The organism is Mesorhizobium sp. B2-4-2 (genome assembly GCF_006442845.1).
Lineage (GTDB): Bacteria > Pseudomonadota > Alphaproteobacteria > Rhizobiales > Rhizobiaceae > Mesorhizobium.
Window position 1 is genome coordinate 238,154 of the sequence record NZ_VFVM01000006.1, and the last position, 23,784, is coordinate 261,937.

General features: G+C 64.2%; 20 protein-coding genes. 11 read left to right on the forward strand and 9 right to left on the reverse strand.

Annotated elements, in window-relative coordinates:
• The first annotated feature begins 112 nt into the window (after positions 1–112).
• The 4 genes from FJ942_RS16205 to FJ942_RS16220 all read left to right on the forward strand — a co-directional run bounded on the left by FJ942_RS16205 (position 113) and on the right by FJ942_RS16220 (position 2,336).
• Positions 113–559, forward strand: a complete 447-nt coding sequence (locus FJ942_RS16205) for a MarR family winged helix-turn-helix transcriptional regulator (protein ID WP_140495304.1) — start codon at positions 113–115, stop codon at positions 557–559.
• Positions 560–597: 38 nt separating this feature from the next.
• Entirely contained in the window at positions 598–843 is a 246-nt protein-coding gene (locus FJ942_RS16210; RefSeq protein ID WP_140495302.1) for a DUF982 domain-containing protein, read from the forward strand.
• Between the two features lie 266 nt (positions 844–1,109).
• Positions 1,110–1,415, forward strand: a complete 306-nt coding sequence (locus tag FJ942_RS16215) for a hypothetical protein (RefSeq protein WP_140898201.1) — start codon at positions 1,110–1,112, stop codon at positions 1,413–1,415.
• A gap of 33 nt (positions 1,416–1,448) precedes the next feature.
• Complete coding sequence (locus FJ942_RS16220) at positions 1,449–2,336, forward strand: sigma-70 family RNA polymerase sigma factor (protein WP_140656816.1); 888 nt, start codon at positions 1,449–1,451, stop codon at positions 2,334–2,336.
• 38 nt (positions 2,337–2,374) lie between these two features.
• On the opposite strand, the gene FJ942_RS16225 is transcribed toward FJ942_RS16220, so the two are convergent.
• Complete coding sequence (locus tag FJ942_RS16225; protein ID WP_140898203.1) at positions 2,375–6,247, reverse strand: AsmA family protein; 3,873 nt, start codon at positions 6,245–6,247, stop codon at positions 2,375–2,377.
• A gap of 224 nt (positions 6,248–6,471) precedes the next feature.
• On the opposite strand from FJ942_RS16225, the gene FJ942_RS16230 reads away from it, so the two are divergent.
• Positions 6,472–7,455, forward strand: coding sequence for a Dyp-type peroxidase (locus FJ942_RS16230; RefSeq protein WP_140516541.1), 984 nt, complete (start codon positions 6,472–6,474; stop codon positions 7,453–7,455).
• A 112-nt stretch (positions 7,456–7,567) separates the two neighbouring features.
• On the opposite strand, the gene FJ942_RS16235 is transcribed toward FJ942_RS16230, so the two are convergent.
• Positions 7,568–8,089 (reverse strand): hypothetical protein, encoded by a 522-nt coding sequence (locus FJ942_RS16235; protein ID WP_140898205.1) that lies wholly within the window; start codon positions 8,087–8,089, stop codon positions 7,568–7,570.
• A gap of 101 nt (positions 8,090–8,190) precedes the next feature.
• Positions 8,191–9,606 carry an FAD-linked oxidase C-terminal domain-containing protein gene (locus FJ942_RS16240; protein WP_140898207.1) on the reverse strand — a complete coding sequence of 472 codons (1,416 nt, stop codon included), beginning with the start codon at positions 9,604–9,606 and terminating at the stop codon, positions 8,191–8,193.
• Positions 9,607–9,822: 216 nt separating this feature from the next.
• On the opposite strand from FJ942_RS16240, the gene FJ942_RS16245 reads away from it, so the two are divergent.
• Together FJ942_RS16245 and FJ942_RS16250 are read left to right on the forward strand one after the other, a co-directional pair.
• The gene (locus FJ942_RS16245) at positions 9,823–10,308 is read left to right on the forward strand and encodes a thioesterase family protein (protein WP_140495288.1); all 486 of its coding nucleotides are present in this window, start codon (positions 9,823–9,825) and stop codon (positions 10,306–10,308) included.
• Between the two features lie 147 nt (positions 10,309–10,455).
• Positions 10,456–10,653: a hypothetical protein gene (locus FJ942_RS16250; RefSeq protein WP_140495286.1), complete on the forward strand. Its 198-nt coding sequence runs from the start codon at positions 10,456–10,458 to the stop codon at positions 10,651–10,653.
• 41 nt (positions 10,654–10,694) lie between these two features.
• On the opposite strand, the gene FJ942_RS16255 is transcribed toward FJ942_RS16250, so the two are convergent.
• Positions 10,695–11,174 (reverse strand): Lrp/AsnC family transcriptional regulator, encoded by a 480-nt coding sequence (locus FJ942_RS16255; protein ID WP_140898209.1) that lies wholly within the window; start codon positions 11,172–11,174, stop codon positions 10,695–10,697.
• An 89-nt stretch (positions 11,175–11,263) separates the two neighbouring features.
• Between FJ942_RS16255 and FJ942_RS16260 the strand changes: the two genes are divergently transcribed.
• Entirely contained in the window at positions 11,264–12,163 is a 900-nt protein-coding gene (locus FJ942_RS16260; RefSeq protein WP_140898211.1) for an EamA family transporter, read from the forward strand.
• 8 nt (positions 12,164–12,171) lie between these two features.
• On the opposite strand, the gene FJ942_RS16265 is transcribed toward FJ942_RS16260, so the two are convergent.
• On the reverse strand, positions 12,172–13,068 hold the full coding sequence (locus FJ942_RS16265) for a dienelactone hydrolase family protein (RefSeq protein ID WP_140898213.1): 897 nt from the start codon (positions 13,066–13,068) through the stop codon (positions 12,172–12,174).
• A 233-nt stretch (positions 13,069–13,301) separates the two neighbouring features.
• Between FJ942_RS16265 and FJ942_RS28550 the strand changes: the two genes are divergently transcribed.
• Together FJ942_RS28550 and FJ942_RS16270 are read left to right on the forward strand one after the other, a co-directional pair.
• The gene (locus FJ942_RS28550) at positions 13,302–13,451 is read left to right on the forward strand and encodes a hypothetical protein (protein WP_181167328.1); all 150 of its coding nucleotides are present in this window, start codon (positions 13,302–13,304) and stop codon (positions 13,449–13,451) included.
• A gap of 9 nt (positions 13,452–13,460) precedes the next feature.
• A complete protein-coding gene (locus FJ942_RS16270) occupies positions 13,461–13,895 on the forward strand; it encodes a hypothetical protein (protein ID WP_140495278.1) in 435 nt (144 codons plus the stop codon).
• A gap of 29 nt (positions 13,896–13,924) precedes the next feature.
• Here the strand turns inward: FJ942_RS16270 and FJ942_RS16275 are convergent, their stop codons facing one another.
• Positions 13,925–16,240: a glucose/quinate/shikimate family membrane-bound PQQ-dependent dehydrogenase gene (locus FJ942_RS16275; protein ID WP_140898215.1), complete on the reverse strand. Its 2,316-nt coding sequence runs from the start codon at positions 16,238–16,240 to the stop codon at positions 13,925–13,927.
• A gap of 182 nt (positions 16,241–16,422) precedes the next feature.
• Between FJ942_RS16275 and FJ942_RS16280 the strand changes: the two genes are divergently transcribed.
• Positions 16,423–19,119, forward strand: a complete 2,697-nt coding sequence (locus FJ942_RS16280; protein WP_140898217.1) for a UvrD-helicase domain-containing protein — start codon at positions 16,423–16,425, stop codon at positions 19,117–19,119.
• 186 nt (positions 19,120–19,305) lie between these two features.
• Here FJ942_RS16280 and FJ942_RS16285 read toward each other — a convergent pair whose 3' ends face one another.
• The 3 genes from FJ942_RS16285 to FJ942_RS16295 all read right to left on the reverse strand — a co-directional run bounded on the left by FJ942_RS16285 (position 19,306) and on the right by FJ942_RS16295 (position 23,721).
• Positions 19,306–19,620, reverse strand: a complete 315-nt coding sequence (locus FJ942_RS16285; protein WP_140567336.1) for a hypothetical protein — start codon at positions 19,618–19,620, stop codon at positions 19,306–19,308.
• Positions 19,621–19,743: 123 nt separating this feature from the next.
• On the reverse strand, positions 19,744–21,297 hold the full coding sequence (locus tag FJ942_RS16290; protein ID WP_140898219.1) for a trimethylamine methyltransferase family protein: 1,554 nt from the start codon (positions 21,295–21,297) through the stop codon (positions 19,744–19,746).
• A 12-nt stretch (positions 21,298–21,309) separates the two neighbouring features.
• Positions 21,310–23,721: an FAD-dependent oxidoreductase gene (locus tag FJ942_RS16295; protein ID WP_140898221.1), complete on the reverse strand. Its 2,412-nt coding sequence runs from the start codon at positions 23,719–23,721 to the stop codon at positions 21,310–21,312.
• Positions 23,722–23,784 lie beyond the last annotated feature (63 nt).

Genomic DNA, 23,784 nt, shown 5'->3' on the forward strand with positions numbered 1-23,784 from the left:
GATCGGCAAACCGTCAAAACGGCTTTGCCGGCGGCTATGTATCGTAATACGATATAAATATTCAAGCGGGCCTGGCCCGAAATCGTTTGAGCTTTGGCCGGAATGACAACACATGTCTGATATGTCGCATCCGAAAGAACCCCGCCCCGCCATCAGCCAGGCCGACTACCAGCGGCTGTCGGAGTTCCGCTATCTGATCCGCCGCTTCCTGGAATTCAGCCAGCTACAGGCCGAAGACGCCGGTCTGACGCCGCGCCAACATCAGGCACTGCTCGCCATAAAGGGTTTTCCCGGCGGAGGCCCGGTAGCTATCGGCGACCTCGCCGAACGCTTGCGCATCCGCCATCATAGCGCCGTCGAACTGGTCAACCGCCTGTGCGAGGCCGGGCTGATCGTCAGAGATCAGGACAAGGAGGACCAGCGCAAGGTGCTGCTGCAACTGACCGAGCGGGCCGATGCCTGCCTCGCCGACTTGTCGGCCGTGCATCTCGACGAGCTTTCGCGCATCGAACCCATGCTGAGGAGCGTGCTCGCCCGAAAGGACCGCGACACGCTCTAGAGACAAGTTTCGCAACCTAGCTGAATGGAGGCTATGCCATGTACAACATCTGGTTTTCCAAGGCAGTCCCGGTTTCCACAGGCGTTACTGGCGACGTTCGAAATCTGTCCAATGCCGAACAAGCTCTCGACCTTCTTACCAATCACTGGCGCGATGCGGGAAGCATCAAGCATAAGGCTGCGCTGCGGGCGTGCCGGCAGGCCATGAACGGCGGCGTATCGGCCGATACCGCCAGGGATGCTTTTGTCGAAGCCGCGAGGGAAGCGCGCATTCTGGTCGAATAACTGCCGCGCATGGCCTGGGCGTTGTTGGCCCAACCACAGGCCCGACATAGCGTCGTCGATCAACGGCGAGCGCATGATAAGATCGCGACAGCCGTCAGCAACGCGCCGTCGTCCATTCAACTTTGCGAAGCCCGGCTACCATCGGGAAGATGGGACATAAGGGGCCGCATAAAAAAATTCCGGAAACCCTGAATCCTTTGGCTCCGCCGCTTCGTCTCGGACATGAGCGACCTGCAAGGTGCAGGGCCGGCAAAGGAACAGACAAGATGAAACACCGTTTGATACGTTACAGGACCAAACCGGAGCTGGTCGACGAGAACGAGCGGCTGGTCAAGGCCGTGTTCCAGGAATTGCGGGATAAATCGCCCGAAGGGTTTCGCTACATGACATGGCGGTCCGGCGACGGTACCTTCTTCCATCTGGTCGAGGCGGCAACCGAGGAGCAGGCCGGCACCCTTCCGGGGCTAGCGGCATTCGCGACTTTTCAGAACGGCATCAGGGATCGCTGCATCGAGCCTCCGCATCGCGAGGCGATGACGGTAGTAGGCAGTTACCGGATGCTGGACCAGTAGGCGCGATCAAGCGATGTAGAGAACGACGGGCGTATGAACATCCTCATTCCTGGCGAGCACCGCGCGCTCATCGAACGCCTGTTTGGGGAGTTGCGCCCAAAGCTGCACCGCTATTGCGCGCGCATGACGGGTTCCGTCTTTGACGGCGAGGACGTGTTGCAGGAAGCGCTGGCCAAGGCGTTCGAGGCTTTGCCGAACGCCGGCCAGATCGCAAATCCGGAGGGCTGGCTGTTCCGCATCGCGCACAACACGGCACTCGATTTTCTGCGCCGGCGAGCCCGCGAAAAGGCCTTTTCCGATGAGGATCCGGACATGATCGTCGACCCGGCCAACGCCACCTTCGACCGTCAGGCCGCTGCCGCCGGCCTGCACACCTTCATGCGCCTGCCCGTCGCGCAGCGCAGCAGCGTCATCATGATGGACGTTCTGGGTTATTCGCTGCAAGAGATCAGCGCCGCGCTGGACACCAGCGTCCCGGCCGTCAAGGCGGCGCTGCATCGTGGCCGCGGCCGCCTGCGCCAGCTCGCCGCCGAGCCCGAGGATCGGCCGGTTCCCAGGCTGGGCGTCTCCGAACGCCTGTTGCTCGAAGCCTATATCGATCGCTTCAACGCCCGTGATTTCGACGCCGTGCGCGACATGCTCGCCGATGAAGTTCGCCTGGAGCTGGTGGCCAGGACGCGGTTTACCGGACCCAAGGAAGTGGCTACCTATTTCCACAACTATTCCCGCCTCCGCGATTGGCGTTTCGTGCCGGGATTCGTCGAGGACAGGCCGGTGGTCCTCGTTCACGACGGCAACGACCCGGCTGCGCGACCAGCCTATTTCATCCTGCTGGTCTGGCAGGAGGGCAAGCTTGCCGCCATCCGCGATTTTCGTCACGCCCGCTACGTCGCCGACAGCGCCGAACTGCTCGTTCTTTGAACGATCGAGGGAAATCCCCTGCCTACTGCCCTACTGCCCTACTGCAAAGACTTCAGCAAATTGTCGATCGTAGACGGATTGAACTGCGGTTTGGCCGGAGGCGGATTGTCGTTGGCCACTGGCGGCGGCGCCCGTTCCGGATTCGGCGCCTGCTCGGCGCCCTTGCGCTCTGCTTCCAGCCTTGCCTTCTCCTGCGAGGCGGTCCGCATCGCCTCCTCGGCCTTTGCCTTGGCATCCGCCTCGGCTTTGGCCTTTGCCTCGGCATCCGCTTTGGCCCTGGCCTCTGCTTCGGCCCGCGCCTGAGCTTCCGCCTCGGCTTTCGCCTTGGCGTCGGCCTCGGCCTTCAGCCGCGCCGCCTCCTCCTGCTGTCGCAGCTCCTCGGCCGCCTTGTCGCGCTGGTCCTGCAACGCAGCGTAATAGCGCACCTCGCGCCGCAGCCGCTGCTTCTCCAGCAACGCGGCCTGCATCGCCTCGACCCGCTGCTGCTCCTTCTCGAGCGCGCGCTGGGTCAGGAACTGCGCCAGCGGTTCGCTGTCGAACTGCCGTTTGACGGCGCCGAACGGCCCCTCGACGCTGAAATTCATCGCCGGTTCGGAACCGACGAGCGCTTCGTCGCCGGGCCGGTAGGTGACCGCGCCCTTGGCGGAGACCGTATCGGCATTGAGGTCCGCCGTGATGTCGGCGGACAAGGTCGCCGAAGGATTTTCGAGGCTGATCGGCGGCGCTCGCAGCGTGCCACCTGCAATGGTGAAGGCGATGTCGGTATCCTTTGCCGCGAAACTGCCATCTGCCGCGATAGCGGGCGCGAAGCCGGCGGTCTTGGCTGCATCGATATCGCGGCCGATCGCGTCCGCCTTGGCGAGGAAGGTGCTGAACGCATTGGGATTGACGCCGGCGACCGTGACGCCCTTCAGCGCCGCCGTGCCCGAACCCGACAGAGCGGCGATCATCGCGTCGACCGATTTGCCGCTTGTCGAAAACGCCGCGGAGACATCCCCCTTGCCGCCGATGCCGGCATCCGGCAGCACGGCTGGCAGATCGGCGTCCGCGAGCTTCATCTGGCCGGTGAAAAGCCCAGTGCCGTCATTGTTTTTCAATTCGAACAGGCCGGTCAGCGCACCGCCAAGGAATTTCGCCTTGAGATCGGACACGCGGATGCCTTCCTGGTCGAGCTTCAGCGACAAGGCCGCGTCATAGGCGGTCGCGAATGGCCCTGCGGCAAGGGAAGCCGTGGTCAAGTCGAGATCGGCCGTGAATGGAAGGCTGGATTTCTGGCTGAACGGGGCCGACGGCCACACACCGCCTTTATTGTCTCCGCTCTTGTCCGTGAACGCGGAATCGCCGAACAGCGCCACCGCCATCGGGTCGAGATCAAGTTCGTCGAGCGCCAGCGAGCCGGCCAGATGCGGCACGCCATCCTTGCCGTCAATCCCCTCCTTGACGTCGATGTTCACGTCACCCGACACCGCAGCTTCGTTGATGGCGGCGTTGAGGCCGGAGAGCACCAGTAGGCCGTTGCCGTAATCGGCCTGCGCGGTGAGCGACGTCGACGTGCCTGTCCCCATGCCCGGCAGGCCTATGCCCGATGTCATCAGCCAGGGCTCGATGTCGGCCGCATCGAGGCTGACCTTGCCCTTCGCGACCGGACCTTGGGGCGTGTCGGCTACGGTGCCGTCGAAACCGGCGTTGAAGTCGTTGCCGGCAAGGCTGAAGCTCGTCGCAAGGCCGCCGCCCAGCGTGCCCTTGGCCTGGATGTCGGTGCTTGCCTCGCCGAGCATGCCGAGCGGCAGCGCCGGCAAGCCGTAAAGTGCCAGCAGCGCTGTGGCGTCGGGGTTCCTGGCATTGAAGGTCAGCGCCACAGGCGCTTCAAGAAGCTTGTCGACCGCTCCCTTCCCCGACAGCGAGGCGGAAAAGGACGATCCGCCGGCCTTGCCTTGCCCGCTCACAGCAAGCCCCGTTGTGCCGTCGCCATTGTCGGCGGCACTCACCACAAGATCGACGCGTGAATCCTGGAACAGGTCGGGATAGGCTGCGGCGCGGCTAGCCAGTCCCTTGAGCACGGCGTTGTCGGCATAGTGCTGCGCCGCCACGTCTAGCAGCGGCTTCAGGTCGACGGCGACCACGGAGGCGTCAAGCTTGCCGGTCGGGCTCGCCGGAAAATCCTTGATCCGGCCTGTGGCGCTGATCGACGCGCCGGCCAGCCCGCCCACCGACAGTCGGTCGATCTCAAGCAGCCCGTCGCGCAGCCTGAGCGCGGTGTCGACCGTGTCGGCGGACAAGCCTCCGGCACTGACCGGTCCCGCCTTGATCTGGAAATCGAGGTCGCGGTCGGCAAATCGGTTGGCGCCCTTGTCACTGATGAAGATCGAAGCGAAGGCCGCCAGCCCGTCGACATCGAGATCGCCGCCTTCCAGCCGCATCAGCACCGAGGGCCTGGCGTCGTCGGGCTGGCTGGAATCGATGCGGCCGGAAAACATCGCCTTGCCCAGGACCAGTTCGAGATCGCTGAAGGCCTGGCGCTTTTCGGAGAGATCGACTTTAGCCCGGAAGCCGGCGGCGGGCAGACGCCGGATCGCCTCGTCGACGTCCTTGGACAACCAGGCAGCGAAGCCGGAAGGCTGCGCCACGGCCAGCAGCAGCGAACCGGTGAAGCCGAAATGGTTCTCGACGCTGAGCAGGCCGTCGGCCTCCAGCGTGGCGCGGCCGGGCAGTGTCGCGGCGAGCGATTTCACCGACCAGCCGCCATCGACCGGCTCGGCGGAAAGATGAACGTCGCGAACCGTGGTGTCACCGGCCACCACGGCCGGCAACCTGACCTCGACCGTTCCGGGAATGGTCGGCTTAGGCAGGTCGAGCAAGGCCTGTTCCAGTCCGGCAATGCGCTGATCCAGTGTCAGGCCGGCGCCTGCCGCCGCACCCACGGCCTCGTCGAACTGCACCTGCGCGCCATTGGCCTCGATGGCGAAGCTCGGCTTCTGGCCGAGATCGATCGAGGCCTTGCCGTCGGCGGTATAGGGATTGTCGAGGGGTCCGGTCTCGAAGCGGAATTCATCGATGCCGAGCTTCTGGTGATCGAGCGCGAACTTGCCGTTAACCCGAAAGCCGGGATCGGACTTGCCGGTGCCGACCTTCACCGTCTCGCCATCGGTGCCCCGCAACTGGGCTGAGTTCTTATCGGCGCCGGAAATCTTGAACTGTCCGGAGTAGATGGCGGCGCCGTTGACGATGCCGGCATTGCCGTCGGTTTCGATGACCAGCGGATAGGCGTCGGGATCGGCCTTGAGCCGAAACCGCATCTGGCCGTTGGCTTCGGCCTTGCCGGTCGTGGCGGCAACCGTCGTGCGCAGGCCGTCGAACCTCAACGTGCCATCCATGCGCCACGGGCCCGCCAGCGATTTGGCCGAAATGGTCGAATTGATCTCGGACATGGTGTGGCTGCGTCCGCCGGCGGCATGACGCAACTCGATCTGCCCTTCCGTCACCGTCAGCTTCTCGATCGAGATCTGGTTGAGGTTGAAGGGCGAGGACGGCCGCATCGCCCAGTCGACGGTACCATTGGCGGCGATGTCGATCGTCGCTTTCGGCCGCACCAGCCGCATGTCGAAAATCAGCACCTCGCCACGCAGGAACGGCGCCAGTTCCGCATCCATCGAAAACGTCTCGACGGTCATCGCCGGCTGGCCGGCGGGGCCGCCGGCAACGGCGACATTGGAGAAGGTTACCGACGGAAACGGCAACAAGCGCGCCGTGGCGTCGCCCTGCACGGTCACCTTGCGGCCGAGAATGGCGCTCGCTTCGCGCTCGAACTGCGCCCGATAGCCGGACCAGTCGACAAAATACGGCCCCACCAGCGCCGCGCACAGCACCAGCACGAACAGGCCACCAAAGATCACGAACAGGCGTGCGAGCATCAGTTCCGAACGGTTTGGTTGAAATCAGCCGCACTCTACCTGCATCCGCGTGTCGATAAAGAGGCAATTCGATCGTCGTCGGCGACAACCATGGACGGCGTTCGATGTTGCGCGGTCGCTCTTGATCGCGATACCTTGCTTTGGGCGTCCTCGCCCTGTTCCGGTCGCGGCGTTTTCCGATCCGGGATCGTCTGAAACAATCCTGGAAAAGCGGAGAATTGGGGATGTCGGGGAAGAACTGGGACCGTGTACCGATCGATGCGCAGAGCGTCGATGCGCCGCTTTCGCAATCAGCGATTTTCCTTGTCGTCACCATAGCCGATGAACAGGCGGTTCTCGGAAAGGTTTGTTCCGTACTCGGCGACCTTGACGACCTGGTCAAGACTGTCGGGTTCCGCGACCTCGGCGGCCGCCTGTCCTGCATCGCCGGCATCGGCCACGATCTATGGAACCGGCTCAACCCCGGCCGGCGGCCGGCGGAGTTGAAGCGGTTCGCGCCGATCAAGGGTGCGGTTCACGCCGCGCCCACGACGCCGGGCGACCTTCTCTTCCATATCCGCTCCGAGCGGCCCGACATGTGCTTCGAGTTCGAGCGTATCCTGCTGGACAGGCTTGGTCCCGGCGTGACCGTCGTCGACGAAGTCTCGGGCTTCCGTTATTTCGATGCCCGCGACCTGCTCGGTTTCGTCGACGGCACAGCCAACCCCACCGGCCTCGATCTGCCCGCCTCGGCGCTCGTTGGCGACGAAGATCCCGATTTTGCCGGCGGCAGCTATGTCGTCGTTCAAAAATACCTGCACGATCTCCAGGCGTGGGCGCGAATCCCCACGCCCGTGCAGGAGGCGATCATCGGCCGAACCAAGATCGACAACATCGAAATCGATGATGACGAAGCGCCGCGCAAATCGCACAAGTCGCTCGCCACCATCGAGGATGCCGACGGCACCGAACATGACATATTGCGCGACAACATGCCGTTCGGCCGGCCGGGGCAACGGGAATTCGGCACCTACTTCATCGGCTATTCGAGATATCTCTGGGTGATCGAGAAGATGCTGCAGCGCATGTATGTCGGCGATCCGCCCGGCGCCTACGACCGGCTGCTTGATTTCTCCACCCCTCACACCGGCACGACATTCTTCGCACCGACACGGCCGATGCTGCAGGTGCTTGCCGAAGCAGCGCCAGAGAAGTTGGCCACTCGGTAAACGACGCACACAGCAAAGCGGCCTACCGACCACGTGCCGGCGGAGAAGCGTTTGTCGTGCTTCGGCGTGCTGCGGAGATCAGCACGCGATCATCGGCGTCATCAGTGCGAATTCAACGTGCGTCGCGCTTTGCCTGCGCCACCTTGGCCGCTTTGCGTTGTCGGCCGAGCTCGGCCGGCCGAACCAGATTCGGCGTCCTCTGGTTTGCCACGGCCCGCATGCCCTTGTGCGCGGTGCGCGCGTTGAACGCTGGACCATCCGTCGGCGCTTTCTGCTTCAGGGCCAGCGTCTTGCGCGCGCTGTCGACCAATGAGACGCGCGCCGTCAACTGGCGGCGCCGTTCGGCCTCGCCATTCAACCGCCGCATGGCCATCGCCAGCACCGCAAGCTTCAACTGAGAGCCGCCATCGGCCTTTGAAGCGACAGCCCCTTTCGGTGTGCCCTTGCCCCGGATTTCGCGCCGGCGTCGACGCGCCTCGGTCTGCGCCTTGTCGCGCCGCTCCCGCAGGCGTTTGACGAGGCCGGACAGATCGGCGTCGGAAAGGTCCTGGACCGCCGGATGGTGCGATTTCTCCACCAGTTCGTGTTCGTCGGCACTCAGCGCGCGCGCTTCTTCCTTGCGTGAAATCGCCATGACACCACTCCTCCGCTTGGGTTGCCCGTCTCTTCTGGGCCTTCAGCACATGGAGTCTCGTCCCGATTGGAGGTGGGGTCAAGACGAGCCTATGACGGCGCCTATTTGGCAGCCGGCAGGATCTTGCCCGGGTTCATGATATCGAGCGGATCGAGCGCCCGCTTGATCGTGCGCATGATGTCGACGCCGTGGCCGAGCTCATGGCGCAGGAAGCCGATCTTGCCCTGGCCGATGCCGTGCTCGCCCGTGCAGGTGCCCTCCATGGCGATGGCCCGCATGTTGAGCCGCGCCACGAATTTCTCCGACAGCGCGATTTCCTTCGGGTCGTTCACGTCCATCAGCACCAGGACGTGGAAATTGCCGTCGCCGGCATGGCCGACGATCGGCGCGACAAGCCCCATTTCGGCGATGTCGGCCTCGGTTTCGGTGACGCATTCGGCAAAACGCGAGATTGGAACGCAGACGTCGGTCGACAGGCCCTTGGCGCCTGGCCGCAGCGTCAGCGACGACCAATAGGCGTCATGTCTGGCCTTCCAAAGTTTGGTGCGCTCCTCGGCGACACTGGTCCACAGGAACGGTCCGCCGCCATTCTCCTCGGCGATCATGCCGAAGGTCTCGGCCTGCTCGCCAACGCCGGCATCACTGCCATGGAATTCGACGAACAGGCACGGGCTTTCGGGATAGTCGAGCTTGGAATATGTCTTCATCGCCCGCATCTGCAGCGCGTTGACCAGTTCGATGCGCGCCACCGGAATGCCCATCTGGATCGTCGCGATGACGGCGTTGCAAGCCGCTTCGACGCTCGGAAACGGGCAGACACCACCGGAAATCGCCTGCGGAATCCCTTGCAGCCTCAAGGTCAGCGAGGTGATGATGCCGAGCGTGCCTTCCGAGCCGACCAGCAGCCGTGTCAGATCGTAGCCGGCCGAGCTCTTTTTTGCCCGCTTGCCGGTGGTCACCGCCTCGCCATCGGCCATGACGGCCGTCAGCGACAGCACGTTCTCGCGCATCGTGCCGTAGCGCACCGCGTTAGTGCCTGAGGCCCGTGTCGCCGCCATGCCGCCCAGCGAGGCATTGGCGCCGGGATCGATTGGAAAAAACAGGCCGGTGTCGCGCAGATGCCGGTTGAGATCCTCGCGAGTCACCCCGGGCTCGACCGTGCAGTCGAGATCCTGCGGATTGACCGATAGTATCCGGTTCATCCGGGAAGTGTCGACCGAGATGCCGCCGCCCGGCGCATTGGTGTGGCCTTCGAGCGAGGAGCCGACGCCGAAGGCGATCACCGGCACGCGGTGCGCGGCGCAGGCGCGCACGATCTCCTGTACCTCGGCGGTCGTTTCGGGGAAGACGACGCCGTCCGGCGCCTGCGTCGGGATGTAGGTTGTCGTATGCGCATGCTGGGAGCGAACCGCCTGGCCGGTCTGAAAGCGCTCGCCAAACCGCTGCTTGAGGATGCCGAGCACGGCGGCGATGCCTTCTTCGTTGCGCTCGACCGGATTGAGGTCGCTCAGGGCCATGAATTCCTCCGCGAATGGACCAGTGTGTCCATGCTTGTCATGCATTTATGGATGATGCCTAACGCAATTCCAGGAAAAGTGTGAAGCGGTTTTCCCGGGAAAGCGCCTAGCGCTTTCCCTGGGGAATTGTATCAAAGAGGCGGTCCGACGTTTCCGTGAAACGATGAACCGCTCTTACAACCACGCTCTGTCCAGCACCAGAACAAGGAAGTTGCCATGCCGATCCCCGCCCCTTTTGTTTCTCAGCCAATGGCTATCGAGAAGGACTGGATCGATTATAACGGCCATCTCAACATGGCCTACTACAACGTCCTGTTCGACCGCTGTTCGGATGAAGCCTTTGAGGCGATGGGCATGGGGCTGGACTATGTCAAGAACCGCCGCCTCACCATCTACACCGCCGAAGTCCATGTCTGCTACGTGCAGGAACTGCATCTCGACCACAAGGTCACAGTTTCCTTCCAACTCATCGACCATGACGAGAAGCGGCTGCGGTTCTACCAGGAAATCCGCCATGCCGACGGCTGGCTCGCCGCGACGTCCGAGCAGCTTGCACTGCATGTCGACATGTCCGGCCCCAAGGTAGCCCCCTTTCCCGCCGACGTGCTGGCCAAGATCGAAGCGATGCGCGCCGCTCACGCAGCCTTGCCGATGCCCGAGCGCGCCGGCCGCTCGATCGGCATCAAACGCAAGACGGCTTGAACCAGCTCGGGGCCCGCGTTAACCTTACCGAGGTTTTAACGGGAACAAGCCGATTGGACCGTTGCGCGACTCAGCGGGCCGTTCGAAAACGATCCGCATCGAAGTAGCGACACGGGCGGCGGGGCATAGCCGATTCGGGGGACGTGCATGAAAACCGATATCAAAGTCGAGGTGGACAGGCTCGCCGCCGATCCGCGCATTACCGACTATGATTTCTGGCGCTCGCTGAAGAACGTGAACAACGAGATCTTCCACATCGCCAACAACAATGAGCCGATCCCCTTCGACATGATCCGCTGGCGCGTCATCCTTAAGCAGGCCCGCATGAAGCGCGGCCACGCCTGACGCTGCGGGTAGAGCGGCCACTCCGTTGACGACATTTGACCTCAACCCTGCCGCCTGATCGCCGCCAGCGGCGAGCGCGCCGCCACCGGCGATGACTGGATGATCGCCGTGTTGGTCATCGCGTAGGGAATGATACGGTCGATCACCCTTTCGAGTTCGGCCACCGAGCCGACATGCGCCAGCGCGATGAAACAGTCCTCGCCGGTTACCCGGTCGCATTGCGTGATCTCGGGTAGGTCGCGGATGATATCGGCCACGACGGCGAGCTGCCCCGGCACCGGCCTGATGCGCAGCCATGCCGACAGGTTCAGGCCAAGCGCCGCCGGATTGATCCGCACGCAATAGGCTTCGATGACGCCGCTCTCCTGAAGCTGCTTGATGCGCTCGGACACGCTCGGCGCCGACAGGCCGACGGCGCGCGCCAGCTCGGCCGTGCTGGCGCGCGCATCTTTTTCCAGCAGGCAAAGTATCTTCAGATCGACCGCGTCGAGGTCGAGATTTTCGTTTCGAAGGCGCTTCATCAAAAACTCCTTGCATCCGGAAAGCGATCGAGGTCCCTGAACGACCACTGCCCATATCAGACGGAAAAAATACCTGCGATACTGATCCGATGAACGATCGGACGCAAGTCCAAACCACGCCCGCAGGTGCGGCCTTCACCAGCCTGGCGACATCGCTGCCGCCGCATGTGTGGTTCTGCGTCAGCGCCGTGTTCCACTATCTCGGCCCTGCCGTCGCCGTGCTTTTGTTTGCGCAGATCGGCGTGCTGGGCATGGCCTGGCTGCGCATCGCCACCGCCGCGTTGATTTTCGCGCCGCTGACGCGTCCGTGGCGAACCTTCGCCCAGGCCGATTGGTCGACACGGCTGCTGCTGCTCGCCTTCGGCGCCTGTCTGGCAGTGATGAACTGCTCCTTCTATCTGGCGCTCGACCGCCTGCCGATTTCGCTGGTGGCCGCGATCGAATTCGTCGGCACCATCGGCGTCGCGCTGGTCGGTCTCCGAAGCGCGCGCAATCTCACTGCCCTTGCCGTCGCCGTTGCCGGCACCTTGCTGCTGGTCGACGTCAAATGGTCCAGCGATCCCATCGGCCTGTTCTGGGCCTTCCTCAACGGCGCGCTCTTTGTGGGCTACATCGTGCTCGGCCACCGCGTCGCCGCTTTAGGCGCCGGCGGCGGTATTGCCGGGCTCGGCGCCGCCATGGCCATGGCCTTCCTGGTCGTGCTGCCGATCGGCTTCACCGACGCGTTGCCCGCCTTTTTCTCCGCGCCGCTGCTGATGGCGGCCGTCGGCGTCGGCATCTGCTCCTCGGTCATCCCCTATATCTGCGACCAGCTCGCCATGGCGCGGCTGCCGCGGTCGAGCTTCGCACTGATGCTGTCGCTACTGCCGATCACCGCGACGCTGATCGGCATCCTCGTGCTGCGCCAGATCCCCGGCATCAGCGACTGCATCGGTATTGCGCTGGTGGTGGCCGGCGTCGCCTTGCACAGGCCGGCGAGCACGCAGTAGATCCTGTGCTAAGCCAGTTTCTCCTTCAGGAAGGCGACGGTCCGGCCCCAGGCGAGATCAGCCGCCTTCTTGTCATAGCGCGCTGCCGAAGTGTCATTGTTGAAGGCGTGATTGGCGCCTTCATAGACATAGACCGTGTATTCGACATGCGCGGCATCGAGTTCCTTCTTGAAGGCGTCGATGCCGGCATTGGTGCGTTTGTCCAATCCGGCATAGTGCAGCAGCAGCGCCGCCTTTATCTTGGAAACGTCCGCGGCCTTCGGCTGCATGCCGTAATAGGCGACACTTGCCGCCAGATCAGGCGCGTTCACGGCGAGCATGTTGGCCGTGCCGCCGCCCCAGCAGAAACCGACGACACCGACCTTGCCGTTGCCGTCCTTGTCGGCCTTGAGGAAAGCCACCGTCGCGACGCCATTGGCGACGGTCTGCGCCGGATCCAGCTTGGTGAACATGTCGCGCGCCTTGTCCTCGTCGGCGGGCGTCTCGCCGAGTGGCGACAGGAAATCCGGAGCGAGCGCCACGAACCCCTCCAGCGCCACGCGCCGGGCGACGTCGCGTATATGCGGGTTGAGTCCCCTGTTCTCGTGGATGACGATGACGGTGCCGAGCTTGCCCGTCTGATCCGCCGGCTTGACCAGATAGCCCTTCATCTCGCCGCCGGCGCCGGGATAGGTGATGTCCTGGCCTTTCACGCGGGGATCGTTCTCGGCGACGATGGCCGCCTGGGCGGAATTCGCCGCCAGCATCGGTGCGATCGCCGCGGCCGCCGCCCCTGACCCGGCAAGCCGGGTCAGTTGCTCCATGAAGCGGCGGCGATCGAGTGTCAGATGCGTGTATTCGTCATAGGCGTCGATCATCGCCTGGGTGATCCCAAGCTTTGCTGGTCTGGCGGCTGCTTTGGTCATGGCGCATTCCTCGGCTTCAGGTTTCAACACCGGAGCTACATAGGGGCGCGGCTGGCCCGGTCCAGCCTGGATGAGCGCAGCGGCAAGCATCGGCCGCAGCCAGTGAAGCCGGCAACGCCGGCGCCCGCCCCATCACTTTTTGGTCATCGCCGATAAATCCTGGCGGCACTGCCACAATGGTAAGGGAAGCTGCGTGCTACCGATGCCCGTCCCGACCAGAAGGACACCCGCCGATGATCATGCCTATCCTCACCAGCGCGTTCGTCCTTGCCCTGGCTGCCGCTCAGGCATTACGCTTCCGGCTTGTGGACGCAGGCAGGCGGTCGATGATCGAGCTTCGCATCGGCCGGGACCGCCGCCCGGACCCGAAATCCCAAATTTGAGGTGAGACCATGAACGTCCAGGATATCGTCAACACCGTCTCGCAAAAGGCAGGCCTCGACCAGGCAACGACCGAGAAAGTCGTCGGCACCATCTTCTCGGTGCTGGAGCACGAGGCGGAAGGCACCAACGTTTCGGGTTTCTTCGCCAAGATTCCCGGCGCCGACGATCTCGCCCGCCAATACGACGTCATGGCCGCCGGCGCGGCCGGCGGTGGTGGCCTGCTGTCGTCGCTGCAAGGCGCGCTGGGCGGTGTTCTCGGCGAAAAGGCCGGCGCACTGATCAACGGCGTCGCCGCGCTCAAGGCTTCCGGCCTCGACATGGCGCAGATCAGGCAGGCCGGGGCCACGCTGATCCAACAGGCCGAAGCCGCCGCCGGGCCTGATCTCACCAATGAAGTGCTCGGCTCGGTACCCAGCCTGAAGAGCCATCTCGGAATCAGTTAGGGCGCGATCCTGCGAGACCGCACCCGTTCCTACTTCGGCAGCGCATACGCCATCACGTAATCGCCGGGCTTGGTGCCGACCGAGCCATGGCCGCCGGCGACGATGACCACGAACTGGCGCCCGTCAGCCACCGTATAGGTCATCGGCGTCGATTGCCCGCCGGCTGGCAGGCGCGCCTGCCAGAGCTGCCTGCCTGAGGTCAGGTCGTAGGCGCGCAGGTAGTCGTCGACCGCGGCGCCGAGGAAAGCCACCCCGCCGGCGGTGATCATCGGCCCGCCAATGCCGGGCACGCCGACCTTCAGCGGCAAAGGCAGCGGCGTCATGTCGTAGACCGTGCCGTTCCTGTGTTTGTAGACGATCTGTCCGGTCCTGAGGTCGGCTCCGGCGACATAGCCCCATGGCGGCGCCTGGCACGGAATGCCGAGCGGCGACAGGAACGGTCCCATCACCACCGCATAGGGAGCACCGTCATTGCGGTTCAGCCCCTGCTCGCTGCCCTTGGTGTCGCCTGGCGGCGGCACGTCCGCACGGGGCACAAGCCTGGAGGTGAAGGCGAGATAGGTCGGCATGCCGAACAGCACCTGCCGGACCGGATCGACCGCCACGCCGCCCCAGTTGAAGACGCCGAAATTGCCGGGATAGACCAGCGTGCCCTGCAGCGATGGCGGCGTGTAGCGGCCCTCATAGCGCAGCCTGTGCAACGCGATCCGGCACGCCAGTTGGTCGAACATGGTGATGCCCCACATGTCGGCATCGGTCAGCGGCGGCGGATTGAAGGAAAGGTCCGACACGGGCTGCGTGGGCGATGTGTGGTCGCCTTCGATGGCACCGCCGGGCGCCGGCACTTCCTTGACCGCGATGACCGGCTCGCCGGTGCGCCGGTCGAGCACATAGAGGTCGCCCTGCTTGGTCGGCCCGACCAGCGCCGGAACGATCGTGCCGTCGGCCTTGGTGATGTCGACAAGGCTCGGCTGCGCCGGCACGTCCATGTCCCACAGGTCATGATGCACGGTCTGGCGCACCCATTTCAATTGCCCCGTATTGAGGTCGAGCGCGGTGATCGAGGAGGAGAATTTCTCGACATTGGCGCTGCGGCCGGCGCCGAGCTGGTCCGGCGTCTGGTTGCCGAGCGGTATGTAGAGGAGGCCGAGCTTCTCGTCGGCACTCGGCGTCGACCACATGTTGGGCGAATTGGCGGTATAGGTCTGGCCCGCCGCCAGCGGCGTGGTCTGGTCGGGATTGCCGGAATCCCAGTTCCAGATCAGCGCGCCGGTGGAGGCGTCGAAGGCGCGGATGACGCCGGACGGCTCCTGCGTCGAATAATTGTCGTTGACCGCGCCGCCGACGATGATCTTGCCGCCCGATATCAGCGGCGCCGAGGTCGAGTAGTAATAGCCGGACTTGGGATAAGGCATGCCGGTCAGAAGGTTCAGCGTGCCGCCTTCGGCAAACGATGGGCAGACCTGGCCGTTGGCGGCGTCGAGCGCGATCAGCCGCGCGTCCGAAGTCGGCAGGTAGACGCGCGCGGCGCAAGGCTGCCCGGCACCGATCTTGGCATCGGCGTAATAGGACACGCCGCGGCAGGTCTGGTGCTGGCGGTCCTTGTCGAGCTTGACCTGGGGGTCGTAGCGCCACTTCTCCTTGCCTGTGGCAGCGTCGATGGCGATGGCGAAATTATGCGGCGTGCAGATGTAGAGCGTATCGGCGATCTTCAGCGGCGTCACCTGATAGGTGGTCTCGCCGACATCGTCGGGACCTTTCACGTCGCCGGTGCGATAGGTCCAGGCCGGCTGCAGGTTGGCGACGTTCTCCGGCGTGATCTGGTCGAGCGGCGAATAGCGCTGGCCATAGGGCGTCCGGCCGTAGAAGTGCCATTCGCCGGCAGGTATGTCGCCGCCGAGATCGGCCGCCGGGGTCACCTTGTCGGTGTCGAAATTGCCGGCAATATCCTTGGGATCGGTCGTCATTGAATAGCCGGCGACCGCCAGCGACGCCAACACGGCGAGAATGAGCGGCGCGCGGCCATCGGGACCAACAAGGCCCCGCCTCGCCCACGGCGTCAGCAGCCACAGCGCGACGAGCACGATGATGCCGCCGCGCGGCCCGAGTTCCCACCAGTCGAAGCCGATTTCCCAGACCGCCCAGGCAAGCGTGCCCAGCACGATCGCGGCATAGAGCCAGAGCGCGGTCGATCTGCGCCGGTAGAGCAGCCATGCGGTGATGAGGAAGGCGACGCCTGATATGATGTAGTACCAGCTGCCTCCCAGTGAAGCCAACCAGATGCCGCCGGCGCCAAGCGCGAGGCCGATGAGGAAGAGGATGAGGGAGGTGATGGTGACAGCCAAGATGATACTCCTTCGACTGTTGCGCGCCTCGAGGCGGCGGTGGGCAACAGGATCCCCTCCCTGCCCTTTGCGCAGCTTTCCCTCACCCGCCCTGCCTGTCAAGCAGGCCGGAAACAATCAGGAATGGAACAAAACGTAGACAGTTCTGGTCTTTCTCCGCCGAATCACTACATTCGGGGGCGATGTCCGGCTTTTCCGAAGACATGCCCTTTTTCGATGAACCCGATGCGCGGCCCACCGCCCCGTCGGGCATCGCCGCGCGCGCCATGGCTGCCCGCAGCGGCCACAACAACGCGCCCGACTATCTCAAGGGGTTGAACCCCGAGCAGCGGCTGGCGGTGGAAACCACCGAAGGTCCCGTTCTGGTGCTGGCCGGCGCCGGCACCGGCAAGACGCGCGTCTTGACCACCCGCATCGCCCACATCCTGGCGACCGGAAAAGCCTTTCCCTCGCAGATCCTGGCCGTGACCTTCACCAACAAGGCCGCGCGCGAGATGAAGCAGCGCATAGGCATCCTGATCGGCGAAGGCAATGTCGAGGGCATGCCCTGGCTCGGCACCTTCCACTCGATCGGCGTCAAGCTCTTGCGCAGGCACGCCGAGCTTGCCGGGCTGAAATCCGACTTCACCATCCTCGACACCGACGACGTCGTGCGGCTGATCAAGCAATTGATCCAGGCCGAGGGCCTTGACGACAAGCGCTGGCCGGCCAAGCAGTTCGCGCAGATGATCGACGGCTGGAAGAACAAGGGGCAAGGCCCGGCCGATATCGCCGAGGGCGATGCGCGCAGTTTCGCCAACGGCAAGGGCCGCGAGCTCTACAAGGCCTACCAGGAGCGCCTGCAGACGCTGAACGCCTGCGATTTCGGCGATCTGCTCTGCCACCCGATCCGCATCTTCCGCGCCAATCCGGACGTGCTGAAGGAGTATCACAAGCGGTTCAGATACATCCTGGTCGACGAGTACCAGGACACCAACACCGCGCAATACATGTGGCTGCGGCTCCTGGCACAGCGGCCAAATAGCGGGCGTAGCGCGACGTCTACGGATTTGCATTCGGCCGAAGGCCGCAAGCCCGACCGGGCGTCCGAGCCTTTGCGAGGCCCCTCCCGCGACGCCGAAGGCGCGCAGAAAAGAGGGGTCGGGCCCGCGCCGGCAGGCGCGGAACAGCCCGTGAGCGAAAACAAAGTAAACATCTGCTGCGTCGGCGACGACGACCAGTCGATCTATGGCTGGCGCGGCGCGGAGGTCGACAACATCCTGCGCTTCGACAAGGATTTTCCCGGCGCCACCATCATCCGGCTGGAGCGCAATTATCGTTCCACCGCGCATATCCTCGGCGCCGCTTCGCACCTCATCGCCCACAATGAAGGCCGCTTCGGCAAGACGCTGTTCACCGATCGCGACGATCCCGAGGACGGCAAGGTCAACGTCCACGCCGCCTGGGATTCCGAGGAGGAAGCGCGCGCTGTCGGCGAGACCATCGAGGCTTATCAGCGCCAGAAGCACAATCTCAACGACATAGCGATCCTGGTGCGGGCGTCCTTCCAGATGCGCGAGTTCGAGGACCGCTTCGTCACGCTCGGTCTGAACTACCGCGTCATCGGCGGCCCGCGCTTCTATGAGCGCATGGAGATCCGCGACGCGCTTGCCTTCTTCCGCGTCGTCGCGCAAGGCGCCGACGATCTCGCCTTCGAGCGCATCGTCAATGTGCCCAAGCGCGGCCTCGGCGAAACCACCATCCGTCAGATCCACGACACGGCCCGCGCGCTGCGTGTACCGATGCTGGAAGCCGCTGCCAAGCTCGCCGAGAGCGATGAATTGAAGCCCAAGCCGCGCGCCGCATTGCGCGAGGTCGCCGCCAATTTCGAACGCTGGCAGAAGGCGCTGGAAACCACGCCGCATACTGAGCTCGCCGAGACCATCCTGGAAGAGAGCGGCTACACCGACATGTGGAAGAACGACCGTTCGGTCGAGGCGCCTGGCCGGCTGGAAAACCTCAAGGAGCTGATCCGCTCCATGGAGGAGTACGAATCGCTGCGCTCCTTCCTCGAACATGTCGCTTTGGTCATGGATGCCGAACAGAACGCCGAACTCGACGCCGTTAACATCATGACGCTGCATTCGGCCAAAGGCCTCGAGTTCGAGACCGTTTTTCTCCCGGGTTGGGAGGAAGGCCTGTTCCCGCACCAGCGCGCGCTGGACGAAGGCGGCCGTTCCGGCCTGGAGGAAGAGCGCCGGCTGGCCTATGTCGGCGTGACCCGCGCCAAGAAGAACCTGCACATCTGGTTCGTCTCCAACCGCCGCATCCACGGCCTGTGGCAATCGACGATTCCCTCCCGCTTCCTCGACGAACTGCCTGAAACCCATGTCGAAGTCGCCGAAAGCGGCAACTCCTATGGCGGCTACGGCAATTCCTATGGCGGCGGCTCGTTCGCTTCCGGCCGAGGCGGCCAGGGGGCAGGAAGACAGAACCCCTATGGCGCCTCGCGGTTCGACAATGTCGGCGCCGAAAAATCCGGCGCCTTCTCCAACAGCTACGCCACGCCGGGCTGGCAGCGGGCGCAGCAGAACCGCACCGAGGCGACCGATCGCAACTGGGGCTCGCGCTCCGGCCACCAGGTCGAGCGCATCGGCTATGGCGAGACCGACAGCGGCTACGGCGCCGGCCGCACCTCGATCAAGGGCCGCACCATCGACGGCGAACTGGTCGCCAAATCCGTCGCCGACACACCGTCTCCGTTCAACGTCGGCGACCGCGTCTTCCACCAGAAATTCGGCAACGGCAACATCGCGGCCATCGAGGGCAACAAGCTGACCATCGACTTCGACAAAGCCGGCCAGAAACGCGTGCTGGACGGATTTGTCGCGGCGGTGTGAGAAAAATGGACACTGGCTCGGGTAAGGAGCTGGCCGAAAAATCCTGAGGTTTTCTTGTGAAAATCGAAGTAGATTTTGATGCTAATTATATTTGCGATTTCACAGCTAAAATTGATTGGAATCAATTCCAATAGCGTGGACGTCCGGAGTGAAAGGAACTTTCGGTAACCACCCGGGCCGGACCGCTCAATCCACCTTCTTCTCGCCCGCCTCGCCAGCCTTGACGATATCGCCGGTGGTGAACAGGATTTCCTTCAGTTCCGCGCGCCAGTCCTGCTTCCGACGCAGCAGGAATTCGAGGTCCATGCCGAAATGCTTGAACTCCTCGCCTTGCGCGTTCTTCATGATGGCGCGGGCCTGCGGGTCCTTCTCCACCGACATGCGCTGTTCATACCAGGAGATCGCTTCCGCTTCCTCGATCAGCGAGGTGATCATGCGGGCGAAGGTTCGCACCTCCTGCGACAATTCTTCGGGCGGTTCGTGGTACTGGTCGAAACCCATGTGGTCGTCCTCCCTCAATGGCTCGCAATGCGAGCAGGCACCGGCCGTGCCATGAATGCATGAGAGGTGCAGCAGGTTCCGGATCGCACCCACAATTCAGGACGATGAGAGGAATAAGCTATCTCACGAGACCGGCGCCGCCCCGCCCTGTTCGGTGCGGCGCGCGATGAACTCATCGAGCACAGCCGACGTGGCAATGGCCGTCGCCGGCGGCTCGAAATCGGCGAGGATGCGCTTCCAGATACCGGTGGCGCGTTCGGTTGCGGTCTTGGAACCGGCCTGCGTCCAGCTGCCGAAATTCGACCAGTCGGCCACCAGCGGCTCGTAGAAAGCGGTGCGGTAGCGCGCCATGGTGTGACCTGCCGAGAAGAAATGGCCGCCGGGCTGCACTTCGGCGATCGCCTCGAAGCCGATGGCATCGTCGTCGCCGGGCGTGGCGGCGCACAGTTCAGCCACCGTCTGCAACGCCTCGATGTCGGTGACCAGCTTTTCGAAGGAAACGCTCAGCCCCCCCTCCAGCCAGCCGGCGGCATGGATGCACACGGTGGCGCCTGCCAGCACCGAGCCCCACAGCGCAAACTGCGTCTCATGCGCCGCCTGCGCATCGGAGATGTTGGCCGCGCTGCCGCCGCCCGAACGCCACGGCAGGCCGGTGAAGCGCGCCAGTTGGCCGGCTCCGAGCGTCGCCTTGATATGCTCCGGCGTGCCGAAGGCCGGCGCGCCCGATTTCATGTCGACATTGGAGGAGAAGGAGCCGTAGACGACAGGAGCGCCCGGCCGCACGATCTGCGCCAGCGTCAACCCGGCCAGCGCCTCGGCATGCTGCAGCGTCAGCGCGCCGGCCACCGTGATCGGGGCCATCGCACCCGCCAGGCAGAAGGGCGTGATGATCAGGACCTGGCCCGCCCTGGCGAAGTCGATGATGCCTTGCGCCATCGGGATGTCGAGCTGGCGCGGCGAATTGGTGTTGATGACGGTGTAGCAATGGGCGCCCGAGCGGAACTCGTCCTCGGACAGCCCGCGCGCCAACCTGATCATGTCGAAACTATCGTCGACCTGCGGGGTGCCGCGCGCGAAGATGAAGGGAAGCTTGTCCGACAGGGTCAGTTGCGCCCGGTTGACGGCGTAGTGGCGAAAACGGTTGTCGATGTCCTGCGGCTCGACGCAAGGTCCCAGCATGTGCAGCACGTCGAAATGCTGCACCAGCTTGATGAACTCCTCGAAGGCCGCCAGTGTGCCTGGTCGGCGGCCGCGTTCGAGGTCAGTGACGTTCGGCGCGCCGCACCCTGCCAGGAAGGTCATCGACCCGAGTTCCAGCGTCAGATCGCGGGAGCGGTCACCGGCATGGGTCTGGATCGATTTTGGCGCCGAGGCCAGTGCGGCCGCCACCATGTCGCGGCCGATCCGCACCATGTCGGTTTCGGGGTCGATCAGGGCGCCGGCGCGAGCGAGCAGGTCGCGCGCCTGCGGCAGCAGAACCTTGATGCCCAGCTCTTCCAGCACGCGCAGTGCCGTGTCGTGGATCGAGGCGACGTGGTCGTCCGAAAAGATTGGCTGCGGCAGGAATGGGTTCTTCAGAGAGCGGTAATTGGGCCGGCGGCTGCTCTCGCTGCCGGCCTCGCCGATGCGTCCTCGCCGGCGCTCGCGCCTGCCTTCGCGTGCCGCGTCATCGATCATCCGGAAACCTCCTCATTGCCGCATCGCCTTGCCCAAGGGATCGTAGGGCGAAGCCGGAATGACACGCGCCGGCCGCTCGGTGCCGACAATGTGCACGCAAAGCGCCGTTCCTTCCTCGGCAAAATCGTCATCCACCAACGCCAGCGCGACGCTCTTGCCGATCGTGTAGCCAAAGCCGCCAGAGGTGACGAAGCCGACGCGCCGCGCGCCGTGCCAGACCGGCTCGAAGCCGCTGGCGTCCGCGTCGACGGCATCGACTTCCAGCGTCACGATGCGTCGTCCAACACTCGGCTTGCGCTCCTTCAGCGCCGCCTCGCGGCCAACGAAATCGCCTTTGTCAAAAGCGATGAAGCGGTCGAGCCCTGTCTGGCCGGGCGTGTAGCCTTGCGTGAATTCGCGCGACCAGATGCCGAAGCTCTTTTCCAGCCGAAGCGCGTTGAGTGCGTAATAGCCAATCTCGGCGAGGCCGAGATCCTCGCCGGCGGCAAGCAGCGTTTCGCGCAATGTGGCGTGCATGCTGGCCGGGCAGTTGATCTCGAAGCCGAGCTCGCCGGCGATCGAAAGGCGAGCCATCCGCGCCCCCACCATGCCGATGTCGAACTCGCCGCATGCCATGAATGGCAAGGCTTTGGCGGAGATGTCCTGGTGCGTCGTGCGCTCGACGATCTTTCTGGCATTGGGGCCAGTGACCAGGAAGCCGGACATCGCACCTGAAATATCGGTGACGCAAACGCCTTCAGCCATATGCGCTTCGAACCAGCGCATGTGAAATTCGCGCAGATAGTAGGAGCCCATCAGCCAGTAGTCGCCATTGCCCCAGTTGAAGACGGTGAGATCGCCCTTCAGCCGCCCGTCCGGCCCGAGCATCGGCGCCAGCCTCGCCTGTCCCGCCTTCGGCAGCCTGCAGGCCAGCAGCCTGTCGAGCCAGGCCTCCGCGCCCGGTCCCGTGATCGCGTAGCGCGCATAGGCCGAGATATCGATGAGGCCGGCGGCGCGCCGGACTTGCAGCGCCTCGTCACCGACGATGTCGAAGGCGTTGGAGCGCCTGAGCGTCGTCTCCTCGCGGAATCCCATCGGCGCGAAATAGGCGGGGATTTCCAGCCCCCAGGAAGCCGTCCATTCGCAGCCCGCCGCACTCATGCCGTCATAGGCGCCGGGGCGTTTCAGCGGCCGGCCCGCAGGCAGCCGTTCGTTGGGAAAGGTCATGACGAAACGACGAGAATAAAACTGTCGCGTCGTCTGCCTGAGATATTCCCGGTTTGCGGCGAAGGCGCCGTAGCGGGCGATGTCCATGCCGAAAATGTCGGCCTGCGGCTCGCCGTAAATCATCCACTCGGCCAGCGACTTGCCGACGCCGCCGCCCTGGCTGAAGCCGGCCATGACGCCGCAGGCGACCCAGTAATTCTTCAGGCCGCGGACCGGCCCGACGATCGGATTGCCGTCCGGGGTGAAGGTGAAGGCGCCGTTGACCCATTTGCGGATGCCTGCCGTCGCCAGGCAAGGGAAGCGCTCATGCGCCTTGGCAAGTTCCGGGCCGATGCGGTCGATGTCTTCGGGGATGAGCTCGATGCCGTAATCCCACGGCGCGCCGTCCATGTTCCAGTGCTTCGGGTTCTGCTCGTAGACGCCGAGCAGCACGCCCTTGCGCTCCTGCCGCAGATAGGAAAAGCCGTCGAGATCGACGGCCAGGCCGATCTCCTTGTCGAGGGCAGCGACTTCCGGAATGTCCTCGGTGACGAAATAATGGTGCTCCATCGGCGTCACCGGCAGTTCAACCCCGGCCATGCGGCCGAGTTGCTTGGCCCACAACCCGCCGGCATTCACGACATGCTCGGCGGTGATGGTGCGTTGCTCTGTGACGACATCCCAATGGCCGTCGGCGCGCGCCTTCAGCTCGACCACGCGGTTGCGCAGGATCACGTCGGCGCCGCGCTTCTTGGCGGCACCGACATACGCATGCGTCGTGCCGTAAGGGTCGAGATGGCCCTCGTTGGAATCGTATAGGCCGCCAAGCACGCCGGTGACGTCGACGATCGGGCAGATCGCCATGATCTCGTCAGGCGTCACCAGCCGGGCGGTCTCGATGCCGACCGACTGGAATACCGCCCAGGCCGATTTCAGCCACTCCCAGCGCGCCGGATCGCTGGCGATGTTGACGCCGCCGGTCATGTGCAGGCCGACGTCCTGGCCGGATTCGGCCTCGATCTCGCGGTAAAGGTTGATGGTATAATCCTGCAGCGCGGCGACATTGGGATCGGCGTTGAGCGCGTGGAACCCTGCCGCCGCATGCCAGGTGGAGCCCGCCGTCAATTCGGCGCGCTCGATCAGCGCCACATCCGACCAGCCGAACCGCGCCAGGTGATAGAGCACCGAAGCGCCCACCACTCCTCCCCCGATGACGACTGCGCGGTAGTGAGACTTCAAGGCTTCCCTCCCCGGACTGTCCGAAACCGGAACCATATACGTACTGTACATGAGTGTCTAGTA

Coding starts and splice junctions, on each gene's coding strand:
- FJ942_RS16205 (WP_140495304.1), top strand. CDS start 113: ATGTCTGATATGTCGCATCCGAAAGAACCCCGCCCCGCCATCAGCCAG.
- FJ942_RS16210 (WP_140495302.1), top strand. CDS start 598: ATGTACAACATCTGGTTTTCCAAGGCAGTCCCGGTTTCCACAGGCGTT.
- FJ942_RS16215 (WP_140898201.1), top strand. CDS start 1,110: ATGAAACACCGTTTGATACGTTACAGGACCAAACCGGAGCTGGTCGAC.
- FJ942_RS16220 (WP_140656816.1), top strand. CDS start 1,449: ATGAACATCCTCATTCCTGGCGAGCACCGCGCGCTCATCGAACGCCTG.
- FJ942_RS16225 (WP_140898203.1), bottom strand. CDS start 6,247: ATGCTCGCACGCCTGTTCGTGATCTTTGGTGGCCTGTTCGTGCTGGTG.
- FJ942_RS16230 (WP_140516541.1), top strand. CDS start 6,472: ATGTCGGGGAAGAACTGGGACCGTGTACCGATCGATGCGCAGAGCGTC.
- FJ942_RS16235 (WP_140898205.1), bottom strand. CDS start 8,089: ATGGCGATTTCACGCAAGGAAGAAGCGCGCGCGCTGAGTGCCGACGAA.
- FJ942_RS16240 (WP_140898207.1), bottom strand. CDS start 9,606: ATGGCCCTGAGCGACCTCAATCCGGTCGAGCGCAACGAAGAAGGCATC.
- FJ942_RS16245 (WP_140495288.1), top strand. CDS start 9,823: ATGCCGATCCCCGCCCCTTTTGTTTCTCAGCCAATGGCTATCGAGAAG.
- FJ942_RS16250 (WP_140495286.1), top strand. CDS start 10,456: ATGAAAACCGATATCAAAGTCGAGGTGGACAGGCTCGCCGCCGATCCG.
- FJ942_RS16255 (WP_140898209.1), bottom strand. CDS start 11,174: ATGAAGCGCCTTCGAAACGAAAATCTCGACCTCGACGCGGTCGATCTG.
- FJ942_RS16260 (WP_140898211.1), top strand. CDS start 11,264: ATGAACGATCGGACGCAAGTCCAAACCACGCCCGCAGGTGCGGCCTTC.
- FJ942_RS16265 (WP_140898213.1), bottom strand. CDS start 13,068: ATGACCAAAGCAGCCGCCAGACCAGCAAAGCTTGGGATCACCCAGGCG.
- FJ942_RS28550 (WP_181167328.1), top strand. CDS start 13,302: ATGATCATGCCTATCCTCACCAGCGCGTTCGTCCTTGCCCTGGCTGCC.
- FJ942_RS16270 (WP_140495278.1), top strand. CDS start 13,461: ATGAACGTCCAGGATATCGTCAACACCGTCTCGCAAAAGGCAGGCCTC.
- FJ942_RS16280 (WP_140898217.1), top strand. CDS start 16,423: ATGTCCGGCTTTTCCGAAGACATGCCCTTTTTCGATGAACCCGATGCG.
- FJ942_RS16285 (WP_140567336.1), bottom strand. CDS start 19,620: ATGGGTTTCGACCAGTACCACGAACCGCCCGAAGAATTGTCGCAGGAG.
- FJ942_RS16290 (WP_140898219.1), bottom strand. CDS start 21,297: ATGATCGATGACGCGGCACGCGAAGGCAGGCGCGAGCGCCGGCGAGGA.